Source organism: Pseudonocardia sp. Ae331_Ps2 (genome assembly GCF_001932405.1).
In the GTDB taxonomy this organism is placed as follows: Bacteria; Actinomycetota; Actinomycetes; order Mycobacteriales; family Pseudonocardiaceae; genus Pseudonocardia.
The window spans coordinates 550,545-563,374 of record NZ_MCIM01000001.1 but is presented as its reverse complement, the minus strand read 5'-3'; the positions used below and the strand labels follow the sequence as shown (position 1 = coordinate 563,374).

Annotated in this window: 11 protein-coding genes and 1 pseudogene; 10 read left to right on the top strand and 2 right to left on the bottom strand. The window is 71.0% G+C overall.

From position 1 onward, the window contains the following. The first annotated feature begins 94 nt into the window (after positions 1–94). The 9 genes and pseudogenes from Ae331Ps2_RS02795 to Ae331Ps2_RS02755 all read left to right on the top strand — a co-directional run bounded on the left by Ae331Ps2_RS02795 (position 95) and on the right by Ae331Ps2_RS02755 (position 9,893). Positions 95–1,630, top strand: a pseudogene (locus tag Ae331Ps2_RS02795) (aldehyde dehydrogenase). A gap of 10 nt (positions 1,631–1,640) precedes the next feature. Then, entirely contained in the window at positions 1,641–1,853 is a 213-nt protein-coding gene (locus Ae331Ps2_RS02790; RefSeq protein ID WP_063718807.1) for a ferredoxin, read from the top strand. Between the two features lie 30 nt (positions 1,854–1,883). After that, positions 1,884–3,107 (top strand): cytochrome P450, encoded by a 1,224-nt coding sequence (locus Ae331Ps2_RS02785; RefSeq protein ID WP_075310902.1) that lies wholly within the window; start codon positions 1,884–1,886, stop codon positions 3,105–3,107. A 42-nt stretch (positions 3,108–3,149) separates the two neighbouring features. Further along, positions 3,150–3,539, top strand: a complete 390-nt coding sequence (locus Ae331Ps2_RS02780) for an SCP2 sterol-binding domain-containing protein (protein ID WP_020627473.1) — start codon at positions 3,150–3,152, stop codon at positions 3,537–3,539. Positions 3,540–3,570: 31 nt separating this feature from the next. Then, entirely contained in the window at positions 3,571–4,683 is a 1,113-nt protein-coding gene (locus Ae331Ps2_RS02775) for an NDMA-dependent alcohol dehydrogenase (RefSeq protein ID WP_020627472.1), read from the top strand. Between the two features lie 89 nt (positions 4,684–4,772). Then, entirely contained in the window at positions 4,773–5,510 is a 738-nt protein-coding gene (locus tag Ae331Ps2_RS02770; RefSeq protein ID WP_083696150.1) for an enoyl-CoA hydratase/isomerase family protein, read from the top strand. Positions 5,511–5,519: 9 nt separating this feature from the next. Continuing rightward, a complete protein-coding gene (locus Ae331Ps2_RS02765) occupies positions 5,520–6,500 on the top strand; it encodes a nitronate monooxygenase family protein (RefSeq protein ID WP_020627470.1) in 981 nt (326 codons plus the stop codon). Between the two features lie 149 nt (positions 6,501–6,649). Further along, entirely contained in the window at positions 6,650–8,161 is a 1,512-nt protein-coding gene (locus Ae331Ps2_RS02760) for a class I adenylate-forming enzyme family protein (RefSeq protein ID WP_020627469.1), read from the top strand. A gap of 64 nt (positions 8,162–8,225) precedes the next feature. Continuing rightward, positions 8,226–9,893, top strand: coding sequence for an FAD-dependent oxidoreductase (locus Ae331Ps2_RS02755; RefSeq protein ID WP_075310906.1), 1,668 nt, complete (start codon positions 8,226–8,228; stop codon positions 9,891–9,893). Positions 9,894–9,919: 26 nt separating this feature from the next. Here the strand turns inward: Ae331Ps2_RS02755 and Ae331Ps2_RS02750 are convergent, their stop codons facing one another. Both Ae331Ps2_RS02750 and Ae331Ps2_RS02745 read right to left on the bottom strand, forming a co-directional pair. Then, complete coding sequence (locus tag Ae331Ps2_RS02750) at positions 9,920–10,543, bottom strand: TetR family transcriptional regulator (protein WP_075310907.1); 624 nt, start codon at positions 10,541–10,543, stop codon at positions 9,920–9,922. A 33-nt stretch (positions 10,544–10,576) separates the two neighbouring features. Beyond that, positions 10,577–11,401, bottom strand: a complete 825-nt coding sequence (locus tag Ae331Ps2_RS02745) for a transposase family protein (RefSeq protein WP_075329683.1) — start codon at positions 11,399–11,401, stop codon at positions 10,577–10,579. Positions 11,402–11,648: 247 nt separating this feature from the next. Here Ae331Ps2_RS02745 and Ae331Ps2_RS02740 point away from each other — a divergent pair, with 247 nt between their 5' ends. Beyond that, positions 11,649–12,800, top strand: coding sequence for an acyl-CoA dehydrogenase family protein (locus Ae331Ps2_RS02740; RefSeq protein ID WP_075310909.1), 1,152 nt, complete (start codon positions 11,649–11,651; stop codon positions 12,798–12,800). Positions 12,801–12,830 lie beyond the last annotated feature (30 nt).

Genomic DNA, 12,830 nt, shown 5'->3' with positions numbered 1-12,830 from the left:
CCTGTCCGCCGTTCGTCGAAAGGTTTTCGGTAAAGCGTCTTGACGGCTTTGCCTAGAGTCTTTAGGCTACGACTCGTTCCGACGGATCCTGGCAATGTGGGCCGAACCTCTTGACCGTCTGACCAGCGGAGATGCAATGAAGCAGTTCGAGAACTACGTCAACGGTCGCTGGGCTGCGGCGAGCGGTCCATTTATCGAGGTGGACGATCCGTCCACCGGTGAGATCATCGGATCGGTCCCCGACAGCGGCGCGGACGTGGTGGACCAGGCGGTCGGTGCCGCGCGGGCCGCCTTCGAGGGCCCGTGGGCCCGGATGCGCCCCCAGGACCGCGCCCAGGTCCTCCGGGACCTCGCCTCCGCGCTGGACTCCCGCTTCGACGAGCTGTCCGACGAGCTGGTGCGCGACACCGGCTGCACCGCGCGCCTGTGCGGGATGCTGTAGGTCGGCGGTCCGCTCGGGCACCTGCGCGACTTCGCCGAGATGTCGGCGTCGCTGGCACCGACGGCCTTCCCGATGCAGACGACCCCCGGCTTCGGGCAGTGGGAGCTGCACCGCGAGCCGGTCGGCGTCGTCGCCGGGTTCACCCCGTACAACTTCCCGCTGTTCATCGCCGTCTGGAAGGCGGCCCCCGCGCTGCTGACCGGCAACACGGTGGTCCTGAAGTCCTCGCCGCTCACCCCGTTCGGCCTGGAGGCGCTGGCCAGGGCCGCGGACGAGGTCGGCCTCCCGCCGGGCGTGCTGAACCTGGTGCACGGCGACCGCACGGCCGGCGAGGCCCTGGTCGCGCACCCCGGAGTGGATCTCGTCAGCTTCACCGGCAGCACCGCCGTCGGCACGCGGATCATGGCCTCGGCCGCGGCCACCGCGAAGGAGGTCCTGCTGGAGCTGGGCGGGAAGTCCCCCGCCGTCGTGCTGCCGGACGCGCCTGCCGAGCTCGCGGTCCGCGGCACGCTGTTCAGCAGCATGATGCACAGCGGGCAGGCGTGCGTGGCCACGAGCCGCATGCTGGTGCCGGACTCGCGGTACGACGAGTTCCTGGACCTGCTGGCCACCCGCGCCGGCCAGCTGACCGTGGGAGCCGCGACCGAGCTGACCTCCGACGTCGGCCCGGTCATCTCCGCGGCCCAGCGGGACAAGATCGAGAAGTTCGTCGCGGGCTCCGTCGAGCAGGGCGGACGCGTCGTCGCGGGGGGCGAGCGACCCACCGGTGTGCCGGAGGGTGGGCACTACGTCGCCCCGACGGTGCTCGCGGTGGACACCGACAACGTCGCCGCCCGTGAGGAGATCTTCGGACCGGTCCTGGCGGTCGTGCGCTACTCCGGTGTCGACGACGCCGTCCGGATCGCCAACGACAGCGAGTACGGGCTCGCCGCCTCGGTATGGGGCACCGACCTCCAGGCCGCGCGCGCCGTCGCCGCGCGGCTCGAGAGCGGTCTGACGTGGATCAACGACGTGGCCGCGGCGGACGTCGCGCGCACGCCGTTGTCCGGCCGCAAGCGCAGCGGGGTCGGCTCCGAGCTCGGCGTCGACGGCCTGCACGCCTACACCAAGGTGAAGAGCCTCTACACGGCTCTCGACACCGACATCGACGGCCGTTCCTACGGCGCCGTCGGTCTCGACTGGGACTGAGAGGACGACCGTGTCAACCGAACTGACCGTGGACGTCGACCGGAACACCTGCGCCGGTCACGGCCGCTGCTACTCCCTCGCTCCCGAGGTGTTCGACGCCGACGACGAGGGCTTCCCGGTCCTGCTGGCCGCGAACGTCTCCGGTGCCGCCGCCGACGAGGCGCGTACGGCGGCACGCAACTGTCCCGAGCGGGCGGTCCTGCTCGATCACCCCACGAGCTGAGCACTCCCGACACCGCCGAGGAGCCACCACATGACCACCAGCACCCCCAGCACGGCCGAGACCGCCGACATCCAGGTCGACTTCGACATCCACGACCCGAAGCAGGTCGAGACCGTCTACGAGCGCTACGCCGAGCTCCGCAACACGTGCCCGGTCGCCCATTCGGACAAGTACGGCGGCCACTGGATCCTGACCCGCTACGACGACATCCACGACGTCTGCCGCAACCCCGAGGTCTTCTCCAGCGAGAGCGTCAACATCCCCGGGACCATCGGCCAGGACGGTCCGATGATCCCGCTGGAGGTCGACCCACCGGACCACGGCGCCTACCGCGCCATCCTGCAGAAGCTCTTCTCCCCGAAGCGGATGAGCGCGCTCGAGCCGGAGATCACCGCGATCGTCACCGAGCTGCTCGACGCGATGGAGGGCAAGGAGAAGGTCGACTTCGTCGAGGCGTTCGCCCAGCCGCTGCCCACCAGGGTGTTCCTGGCGATGATGGGCTGGCCGCACGAGGACGCCCCCCGGTTCCAGAAGTGGACCGACGACATCGTCCTCGGCAAGCCGGGTGCCTCCGAGGAGGAGGCCACCGAGTTCCGGATGGCCGCGGCGATGGAGGTCTACGCCTACTTCGCCGAGATGCTCGACGAGCGGATGGAGAACCCTGCCGTCGACGACGTCACCGGCGTGCTCGTCAACGGCAAGTTCCAGGACCGGGACCTGACCCAGTTCGAGATGCTGAACATGCTGTTCCTGCTGATGATCGCGGGACTGCACACGGTGCTCGGTCAGCTCGCCCACAGCGTGATCCTCTTCGCCGAGCAGCCGGAGGTCCGCCGGCAGCTGGTCGAGGACCCCTCGCTCGTTCCGACCGCGGTCGAGGAGATGGTGCGCTGGGAGTCCGCGGTCGCCGCGGCCCGCGTGATCACGTCCGACGTCGTCGTGGGTGGCGTGCAGTTCTCCGCGGGGGACAAGGTGCTGATCCCCTACGGCGCCGCCAACCGCGACCCGGAGAAGTTCGACTCCCCGGACACCGTCGACCTCTCCCGCTCGCCCAACCCGCACCTCGGCTTCGGCGCCGGGCACCACCGCTGCCTCGGGTCGCACCTGGCCCGCAACGAGCTGCGGATCGCGTTCACCGAGCTCCACCGCCGGTTCCCGGACTACAAGCTCGACCCGGAGGACCCGCCGGTCCGCCACCTCAGCCAGGTCAAGGGCGTCGAGCGGCTCCCGCTCATCCTCGGCCGGTCCGCCTGATCCGACCTCTCCCACCCACCACCGTTCCCCGGAGGAGCACAGATGACCGTCAAGCTCGGAACCGTCGACTTCTACCAGGCCATGGCCGATGAGCTGAACAACGACCCCGTGTGGCACCAGAAGGGTGCCGGGATCTCGATGACCATGGTCTACAAGTACGAGGCCCCGATCGAGGGCCAGTTCTACTGCGTCTTCGACGACGGCAAGGTCACCGAGGTCCGTGACGCGACCGCGGAGGACCTCGAGAACGCGCAGTTCGTGATCAGCGGCTCGAGCGACGTCTGGCGCGGCCTGTTCGAGGACAAGATCAACCCGACGGTCGCGATGACCCGCGGCCAGCTCCGGGTGCGCGGCAAGATGTCGCAGCTGCTCAAGAACATGTCCGCCTTCCAGCACGTGATCGTCGCGATGAAGCGCGTCGACTTCGAGTGACCCGACCCCACACCGCGAGGAGCAGCAGACGATGAAGTCGAGAGCAGCGGTCCTGTTCGAGGCACCGGGCAAGTGGGAGATCGTCGAGGTCGACGTCGACGAGCCCAAGGAGTACGAGGTCCTGGTCAAGTACACGGCCGCCGGTCTGTGTCACTCCGACGACCACGTCGCCAAGGGCGACGTCCCGTCGGCGCACTACCCCTACTGCGGGGGTCACGAGGGCGCCGGAGTGGTCCAGGCCGTCGGGTCGAAGGTGCGCGACCTGGAGCCCGGTGACCACGTCGTCGCCAGCTTCATCCCCGGCTGCGGCCGCTGCCGCTGGTGCGGCGAGGGCAAGCAGAACCTCTGCGACAACGGCGCGTTCATGATGCTGGGCACGCAGCTGGACGGCACGTTCCGGCTGCACCACGGCGGTCAGGACGTCGCCCAGTGCTCGCTCGTCTCCACCTTCTCCGAGTACAGCATCATGCCGGAGTGGGGCGCCGTGAAGATCGACAAGAGCATCCCGCTCGAGTCGGCCGCGCTGGTCGGCTGCGGCGTCCCGACGGGCTGGGGCTCGGCCGTCAACGCCGGGCAGGTCCGGCCGGGTCAGGTCGTGATCGTCATGGGCGTCGGTGGGATCGGCATCAACGCGGTCCAGGGTGCCAAGCACGCGGGCGCGGTGCGCGTCATCGCCGTCGACCCGGCCCCGTTCAAGCGCGAGAGCGCGCTGAAGCTGGGCGCCACCGACGTGGCCTCGAACATGACCGAGGCGACCGACCTCGCCCAGTCGCTGACCAACGGGCAGGGCGCGGACTGCGTCATCGTCACCGTCGGTGTAGCGACCGGTGAGCACGTCGGCCAGGCCTTCGCCGCCACCCGCAAGGACGGCACCATCGTCCTGACCGCGGTCGCGAACATCGACGAGAACGTCATCCCGGTGAACCTCTTCGAGTTCGCGATGTACCAGAAGCGGATCCAGGGCGCCCTGTTCGGGATGTCCTCGCCCAGCCGCGACATCCCCTACTTCCTGAACATGTACCAGCAGGGCCAGCTGAAGCTCGACGAGCTCGTGACCCGCAGGTACAAGCTCGAGGACATCAACCAGGGCTACGAGGACATGCACGCGGGGAGCAACCTCCGCGGCGTGATCGACTACTCCTGACCCGGTACCGGGGCCGTCCTCCCACGACGGCCCCGGTATCCCGACCGAAGGGCTCCCACGTGGGTCTGCACGTCCGGCGGAGCGGCACCGTGGCCACCGTCGAGCTCTCCAACCCGGGTCGGCGCAACGCCCTGTCGGCGGACATGTTCGCCGACCTCGCCCGGACGCTCCCCGAGCTCGACGACGACCCCGGGGTGCGGGTCGTCGTGCTCACCGGTGCGGGCGAGGACTTCTGCTCCGGCGCCGACCTGTCCGCGGTCTCGGACGACGCGCACCCCCTGGGGCACATGAACCGGATCAACCGCGCGGCCGCCGCCGTCCACCGGATGAGTGTGCCGACCGTGGCCCGGGTCGACGGTGTCGCGGTCGGGGCCGGTCTGAACCTCGCGCTGGCCTGCGACCTCGTCGTCGCGTCCGACCGGGCCCGGTTCTCCGAGATCTTCGTCCGGCGGGGCCTGACCGTCGACTTCGGCGGCTCCTGGATCCTGCCGCGGCTGGTCGGCCTGCACCGGGCGAAGGAGCTGTGCCTGCTCGGCGACGTCGTGCCCGCCGCCGACGCGGCGGCGATGGGCCTGGTCAACCGGGTCGTACCGGTCGCCGAGCTCGACGCCACGGTCGACGGGATCACCACCCGCCTGGCGGCCGGACCCGCCGTCGCCATGGCGCTGACGAAGCGGCTGCTGAACGAGGGCGGCCGCTCCGGCGTCGACGAGGCCCTCGCCGCCGAGGGGGTCGCCCAGTCGATCGCGTTGCGCGGCGCGGACGCCGCCGAGGCGTTCGAGGCCTTCCGTGACAAGCGGGCCGCCCGCTTCACCGAGACCCTCTGAGAGGACCCGATGTCCCTGCGCACGAGCTTCACCGAGACCTTCGGGGTCGAGCACCCGGTCGTCCAGGGCGGCATGCAGTGGGTCGGCCGGGCCGAGCTGGTCGCCGCCGTCGCCGAGGCGGGCGGCCTGGGCTTCCTCACCGCGCTGACCCAGCCGACCCCCGAGGCGCTCGCCGCGGAGATCGCACGGACCCGCGAGCTGACCGACCGGCCCTTCGGCGTCAACCTGACGATCCTGCCGTCGATCGACCCGCCGCCCTACGACGAGTACCGCCGGGTCATCGTCGAGTCCGGTGTCCCCGTGGTGGAGACCGCGGGCTCCAACCCCGAGCCGCACCTGCCCCTGTTCCACGAGCACGGCGTGAAGGTCCTGCACAAGTGCACCAGCGTCCGGCATGCGGTCAAGGCCGAGCGGATCGGCGTCGACGGCGTCAGCATCGACGGCTTCGAGTGCGCCGGCCACCCCGGTGAGGACGACGTGCCGGGTCTGGTGCTGATCCCCGCCGCCACCGCGCGTCTGCGCATCCCCGTGGTCGCCTCCGGCGGGTTCGCCGACGGCCGTGGGCTGGCCGCGGCCCTCGCACTGGGTGCTGGCGGGGTGAACATGGGGACGCGGTTCCTCTGCACCCGTGAGGCCCCGATCCACGACCGCATCAAGCAGGCCATCGTGGACGGCGACGAGCGCGGCACCGAGCTGGTCTTCCGGACACTGCGCAACACTGCCCGTGTCGCCCGGAACGCCGTCAGCACCGAGGTGGTCCGGATCCTCGACGACGGCGGGTCCTTCGACGACGTCCGGGACCTGGTCGCGGGCACCCGTGGGCGCCGCGTGTTCGAGGAGGGCGACCCGGACGCCGGGATCTGGACGGTCGGGCAGTGCCAGGGCCTCATCCACGACATCCCCGCGGTGGGCGAGCTGATCCCGCGCATCGTGGCCGAAGCCGAGGCCGTTCTCGGACGGCTGTCGGGACTACTCCCGATTTCGGCCTGAAAGCCTCCGTCGGGCCGTTGACAGGGCAGTCGCCCACAGTGGTCTAAAATCTGTAGGGAAGAGGGTTGTCCTTCTTTCTCCATCTCTTGATCTGTACGATCCGGGACCGTCTCGGGATGCGCATCGTGGCGCACGAAGGAGATCACCACATGTCGACATCCATTGCCTCCGCGCTCCACTGGTGGGCGCTTCGCAAGGGTGAGGAGAAGGCTCTCGTCGTCGAGGACGACGTGCTCACCTACCGCGAGCTGCAGGACTGGTCCGGCCGTGTCGCGCGGCGCCTGGTGGACTCGGGAGTCAGCCCGGGGGACCGGGTCGGGCTGCTGTCGGCCAACAGCCCCGAGTGGGTCGCCGCCGCCTGGGGAGTGGTCAAGTCCGGTGCGGTGCTGGTGCCGCTGAACCCGCGCCTGGTCGCCGCCGAGCTCCACAAGCTCCTCGCCGACGCCGGGTGCGGGGTCGTCGTCACGGCGCCGGCGCTGCTGGCGGGGCTGGAGGGCGTCGTCGAGCGCGGCCACCAGCTGGACGTCATCGGGCTGGACGAGCTCGCCGCGCTGCGGGAGGGCGGCCGGGAGGACTTCCGGGTCGACATCGCGCCCGAGGACCCCGCGGCGCTGCTCTACACCAGCGGGTCGACCGGCCTGTCCAAGGGCGTGATCTGCACCAACCGCACCCTGCTCGACATCGTCTTCGAGAACTCGCTGACCGAGCCGGGCATGCGTCCGGGGGCGCGGACCCTGCTGCTGCTCCCGCTCGCCTTCACTCCCGGCCTGGTCTACGGGCTGGTGATGACCGGGGTGCTCGGGGGCACGCTCGTCGTCGAGAAGGAGCTGAACCCGTCGCGGGCGGTCCGGCTGATCGAGGAGCACCGGATCACCGTCATGTTCGGTGTTCCGCTCATCTACCAGGCGCTCACCTCGGCCCCCGAGTTCGCCGGGGCGGACCTGGCGAGCCTGGAGACGGCCGTCGTCGGTGGCGCCGCGGTGCCGCTGCCGCTGCTGCGCACCTACCGGGAGAAAGGGGTGATCCTGCGCCAGATCTACGGCATGACCGAGGTCGGCGGGATCGCCACCGCGACCTGGGCGGAGGAGGCCGAGGAGCACGCCGGCTCCTGCGGGCGGGGGAGCATCTTCACCGACGTCACCGTCATCGGGCAGGACGGCTCGGTCTGCGCGCCGGGTGAGCCCGGCGAGATCGTGATGCGCGGGCCGGGGGTCACCCCGGGCTACTGGAACGACGACGAGAACACGGCCAGGGCGCTGCGGGACGGGTGGCTGCACAGCGGTGACCTCGGCACCCGCGACGCCGAGGGGCGGCTGACCTTCGTCGACCGCCTCAAGGACCTGATCATCACCGGTGGCATCAACGTGTCGCCGTTCGAGCTCGAGGCCGTCATCTCCGCGGTCCCGGGCGTGCGCGAGGTGGCCGTCATCGCCGCCAAGGACGAGCGGTTCGGCGAGACCCCCGCGGCGATCGTCAGCGGCGACGTCGACGCCGCGGCCATCGTGGCCGCGTGCAACGAACAGGTCGCCGACTACAAGGTGCCCCGCTACGTGGTCGTCCGGGACGAGCCGCTTCCCCGGCTGCCCAGCGGCAAGATCGCGAAGCCCGCCATCCGCACCGAGTACGCGGACCTGGCCGTCACCCACGAGAAGGTGCGCTGAGCGCCGTCGCGCCGACCCCCGGTCGCGCACCGACCACCGGGTCACGACACCACGAGGACATGCGATGACCCACGTGATCACACAGCCGTGCTGCAACGATGCCTCCTGTGTGCCGGTCTGCCCGGTCGACTGCATCCATCCGACCCCGGACGAGCCGGGGTACGCGCGGGCCGAGATGCTCTACATCGACCCGGAGACCTGCATCGACTGCGGGGCCTGCCTGGACGTGTGTCCGGTCGAGGCGATCGTGTCCGACGACGACCTCGAGGGCGACGACGACCCGTACCTGCTGCTGAACGCGGCCTGGTACGAGGGACGTCGGCCCGTGCCGGTCGCCGGCACCGAGCGCACGACCGTCGCTCCGCCGGCCGGCGGGGGGCCGCTCCGCGTCGCCGTCGTGGGGTCGGGCCCCGCCGCCTGCTACGCGGTGGAGAGCCTGTTCGCCCGCCGGGAGCTCGACGTCCGGGTGTCGATGTTCGAGCGGCTCCCGGTGCCCGGCGGTCTGCTCCGCTACGGCGTCGCCCCCGACCATCCCGGTACCCGTGGCGTGGGCACCTCGCTGTCGCGCTCGTGGACCCGTCCCGGTTTCACGCTGCACCTGAACGTGGAGATCGGCTCGGACCTGAGTCACGCCGACCTGCTGGAGCACCACCACGCCGTCGTCTACGCGGTGGGCGCCCCCGGCGACCGCCGGCTCGACGTCCCCGGTGAGGACCTGCGGGGCAGCCTGTCCGCACGCGAGTTCGTCGCCTGGTACAACGGCCACCCCGAGGCCGCCGGGCTGGAGGTCGACCTGTCGGCCGAGCGCGCCGTGGTGATCGGCAACGGCAACGTGGCGCTCGACGTCGCCCGTGTGCTCGTGACGGATCCGGACCGGCTGCGCGGGACGGACATCGCGGAGCACGCGCTCACCGCCCTGGCCGACAGCGCCGTACGCGAGGTCGTGGTGGTCGGGCGACGGGGCGCCGAGCAGGCCGCGTTCACCACCCCGGAGCTGCTCGAGATCGCCGAGCTGCCCGGGGTCGACCTGGTGATCGACCCCGCCGAGGTCGCACCGGCCGGCCCGGTCGACGACCCGGTCGTGCGGTGGAAGGCGAACCTCCTGCGCGAGCTCGCGGAGCGGCCCGCCACCGGCGCGGGTCGCCGGATCGTCCTGCGGTTCCGGGCGGCGCCGGAGGCGGTTCTCGGCGAGGCCGCCGTGACCGGTGTCCGGCTCGCCCACAACGACCTCGTCGACGACGGAGGCCGGACGGTCGCCCGCCCGAACGGGCGGACCGAGGACGTGCCGGCGGGCCTCGTGCTGCGTGCCGTCGGCTACCGGGGGACCGCCGTCCCCGGGCTGCCGTTCGACGAGGGCCGGGGAGTGCTCCCGCACCGGGACGGCCGCGTGGTCGACCCCGCCACGGGAGCGGCGGTCGCCGGGACCTACGCCGCGGGATGGATCAAACGGGGACCGAGCGGGGTCATCGGGACGAACCGGTGGTGTGCGGAGGCGACCGTGGAGACGCTGCTGGCCGACTACGCGGCCGATCGCCTCGCGGCGCCGGTCCACGGGGACGACGGACTCGCCGACCTGCTCGCCGACCGTTGTCCGAACGTCGTGGGCCTCGACGGGTGGAAGGCCATCGACGCCCACGAGCGCGAGTCCGGCCGGTCGGCCGGTCGGCCGCGCCGCAAGCTGGTGGACGTCCGCGACATGCTCGACGTCGCGGGCGGGGCGCGTACGACGTGACGCCGATGCCGGCGCCGCGGGTCGGGTCAGCCCGGGGCGTCGGCCACCGCGCCGCGCAGGAAGCTGCGCACCGTCTCGGCGAAGAGCTGCTCGGACGTCCGGGCGTCACCGGCGACCGCGCGGGCGAGCAGCGGGGTGTCGTCGGCGACGACGTCCCGGAGTCGTCGCTCCCGTCGCTCGCGCGGACGGATGGCCTCCATGACCGACGAACCGAGTACCAGCTGGTCCAGCCCGTCGAGAACGAGGAGGTGCGTGCTGCGGGGCACCCCCGCCTCCTCCAGCAGCTCGGCGCCGATCTCGTAGGTCGGGGTCAGGACCTCCCGCGGCGTGAACTCGAGGAGGAGCGGTGCCGCGTGGGCGTGCCGCAGGATGGTCCGCCGGACCCCCAGGCTCACCTCGACGAACCACTCCGTCCACACCGCGTTCGAGCGACGAGGCGGGAACGGGGCCTCCAGCAGGACGGCCCGTGCGACGGCTCCGAGGATCTCGGCCTTGTCGGCGACGTGGTGGTAGAGCGACGGGGCGCGTACCCCGAGTTCCCTGGCCAGGCGAGGCAGGCTGAACGCGGGCAGGCCCTCGGCATCGATGACCGCCAGCGCGGTCACGACGATCCGCTCCCGGGTGAGCAGCGGGCTGGACGGTCGGGGCACCAACGGATTGAGGTGTTCTCAGTAGCGGGTTGATCATGTCGTGCGGTCGTACTCGGTGTGGAGTAGTACGAGCGCAGCTGCGGTGATCGCGCCGGTGCGCCAGGGACATAGCGTGACTCGCCGCAACGCGGCGAAGGTGGTCTTGAGCAGGGCGTTTCCGCGTTCGGCCAGAGCACGAAGGGCTGAGTGCAGGGTGTTGACGGTGCGCTGGTTGACCGTCTGCCCGCGGCCGGGGACGGGTTTGATGGGCACGGTGAGCCGGTCGGCTTCGCCTTCGTAGCCGAGGTCGCCCAGCGCGGCGTGGGTGTCGTCGGTGAACGCGGCCAGGCCCTCGAGCAGCCCGGGGTGGGTACGGGCGCAGCGGGTGTCGTGCTCGCGGCCCGGCCGCACGTCGCTGGTCCATAGCGGCCATCCATCAGGTGCGGTGAGGACCTGGATGTTCCCGCCGTGGCGGCGGTGCTTGCCCGACCACCACAGGTCGACCCCGGGGGTGAGGCCGAGCGCGCGGCACCGGTCGGTGGCGATCAGGGTGCCGTCGAGATTCACGTGGGTGTGCCCGGCTGTGCGGGCGGCGAGCAGGGCTCCGTGCAGGCCGGGTGCGGCCGCGGCGAGGACGTCGATGCCTTCGTGCAGGTAACGGTAGGCCGTTGCAGTGCTGATCGCGTTGTCACCGGCCAAACATCGGACCCGGGTAGCATCACAGAACCAGCGGATCACCAGCACTGCCTGGGCGAACGGGGTCAACGCCCGCCGCCGGGTGCCACGTCGACGGCGTTGAAGGACCAGGAGCCGCGCCAGATAGGCCACGGTGCGCTCCCCGATCGGGAGGACAGCGGTGTAGGTGACAGGATCAGACATGCAGGACCTCGGTGACGGTGTCGATCTGTGCTGGACCGAACCGATCTACCGGGGTCCTGCCCCGTTCCCGCTCACCTCACCACCCTCGGCGTGTCGCCACGACCTGCCACCCCGCTACTGAGAACACCTCATTGTCCGCCACCGCCGGCGTGGCACGTCCGGAGCCTCGCCCGGCGCGTCGCGGGGCGGGCGCCCGCAGTCCGGCGAATCGTTCCGTCACGACTGTCTAATGGATTAAGGTGAATTCATGGAGACCGATCTCTTCGACGCCGACCACGAGGCGTACCGCGAGACCGCCCGAGTATTCGTGCAGCGCGAGGTGGTGCCGAATCTTGACCGGTGGGACGAGGCCCGCGAGGTCGATCGGGACACCTGGAAGAAGGCCGGCGCCGCGGGGCTGGTGGGTCTCGCCGTACCCGAGGAGCTGGGCGGTGCCGGGGTGTCGGACTATCGGTTCCGCTACGTGCTCTCGGAGGAGATCACGAAGGTGGGCGCGTCGGCACTGCAGTCGGCGTTCGGGACGAACGACGACATCGTGCTGGGATACCTGCTCGAGTCGGCGAACGACGCACAACGTGCACGGTGGCTCCCCGGGTTCGCGACCGGGGCGACCGTCGCCGCGATCGCGATGTCGGAGCCCGGCGCCGGCAGCGACCTGCGGGGGATCACCACCTCGGCCCGGCGGGACGGCGACAGCTGGGTGCTCGACGGGTCGAAGACCTTCATCAGCAACGGCGTCACCGCCGATCTGGTGATCGTCGTGGCGAGGACGGATCCGGGCGCGGGGTCGTCCGGCTTCTCACTGTTCGTCGTCGAGCGGGGGATGCCCGGCTTCCGGCGCGGACGGAAGCTCGACAAGGTCGGTCTGACCGCGCAGGACACCGCCGAGCTGTTCTTCGACGGCGTCCGGGTCCCGGCCGACAACCTGCTCGGCGAGGAGGGGGGCGGGCTGCGTGCGCTGATGCGCAATCTCCCGCGGGAGCGCCTCGGCATCGCCGTCGCCGCCCAGTGCTCCGCCGAGGCCGCGTTCGGTTGGACCGTGGACCACGTGAAGCAGCGTGTCGCGTTCGGGCGTCCGCTGGCCCAGCAGCAGAGCGTCGGCTTCACCCTCGCCGACCTGCGGACCCGTGTCGAGGTGACCCGGGCCTACGTCGACCGGTGTGTGCGGGAGCTGAACGCGGGGACGCTGACCGCCGTGGACGCGGCCAAGGCCAAGCTGTGGGCGACCGAGATGCAGTGGCAGGTCATCGACTCCGGAGTGCAGCTGCACGGCGGATACGGCTACATGAACGAGTACCCCATCGCCCGCGCGTTCCGGGACGCACGCGTCCAGCGCATCTACGGCGGCGCGAACGAGGTCATGAAGGAGATCATCGGTCGGGACCTGACCCGGCAGTGACATTCGCTCGGACGTGCTCGACAGCTGTCA

What these genes read in the sequence shown, in the direction of transcription:
- Ae331Ps2_RS02745 (WP_075329683.1), bottom strand. Translation starts at nt 11,401, where the DNA reads ATGTCTGATCCTGTCACCTACACCGCTGTCCTCCCGATCGGGGAGCGC.
- Ae331Ps2_RS02765 (WP_020627470.1), top strand. Translation starts at nt 5,520, where the DNA reads ATGTCCCTGCGCACGAGCTTCACCGAGACCTTCGGGGTCGAGCACCCG.
- Ae331Ps2_RS02740 (WP_075310909.1), top strand. Translation starts at nt 11,649, where the DNA reads ATGGAGACCGATCTCTTCGACGCCGACCACGAGGCGTACCGCGAGACC.
- Ae331Ps2_RS02760 (WP_020627469.1), top strand. Translation starts at nt 6,650, where the DNA reads ATGTCGACATCCATTGCCTCCGCGCTCCACTGGTGGGCGCTTCGCAAG.
- Ae331Ps2_RS02775 (WP_020627472.1), top strand. Translation starts at nt 3,571, where the DNA reads ATGAAGTCGAGAGCAGCGGTCCTGTTCGAGGCACCGGGCAAGTGGGAG.
- Ae331Ps2_RS02755 (WP_075310906.1), top strand. Translation starts at nt 8,226, where the DNA reads ATGACCCACGTGATCACACAGCCGTGCTGCAACGATGCCTCCTGTGTG.
- Ae331Ps2_RS02780 (WP_020627473.1), top strand. Translation starts at nt 3,150, where the DNA reads ATGACCGTCAAGCTCGGAACCGTCGACTTCTACCAGGCCATGGCCGAT.
- Ae331Ps2_RS02785 (WP_075310902.1), top strand. Translation starts at nt 1,884, where the DNA reads ATGACCACCAGCACCCCCAGCACGGCCGAGACCGCCGACATCCAGGTC.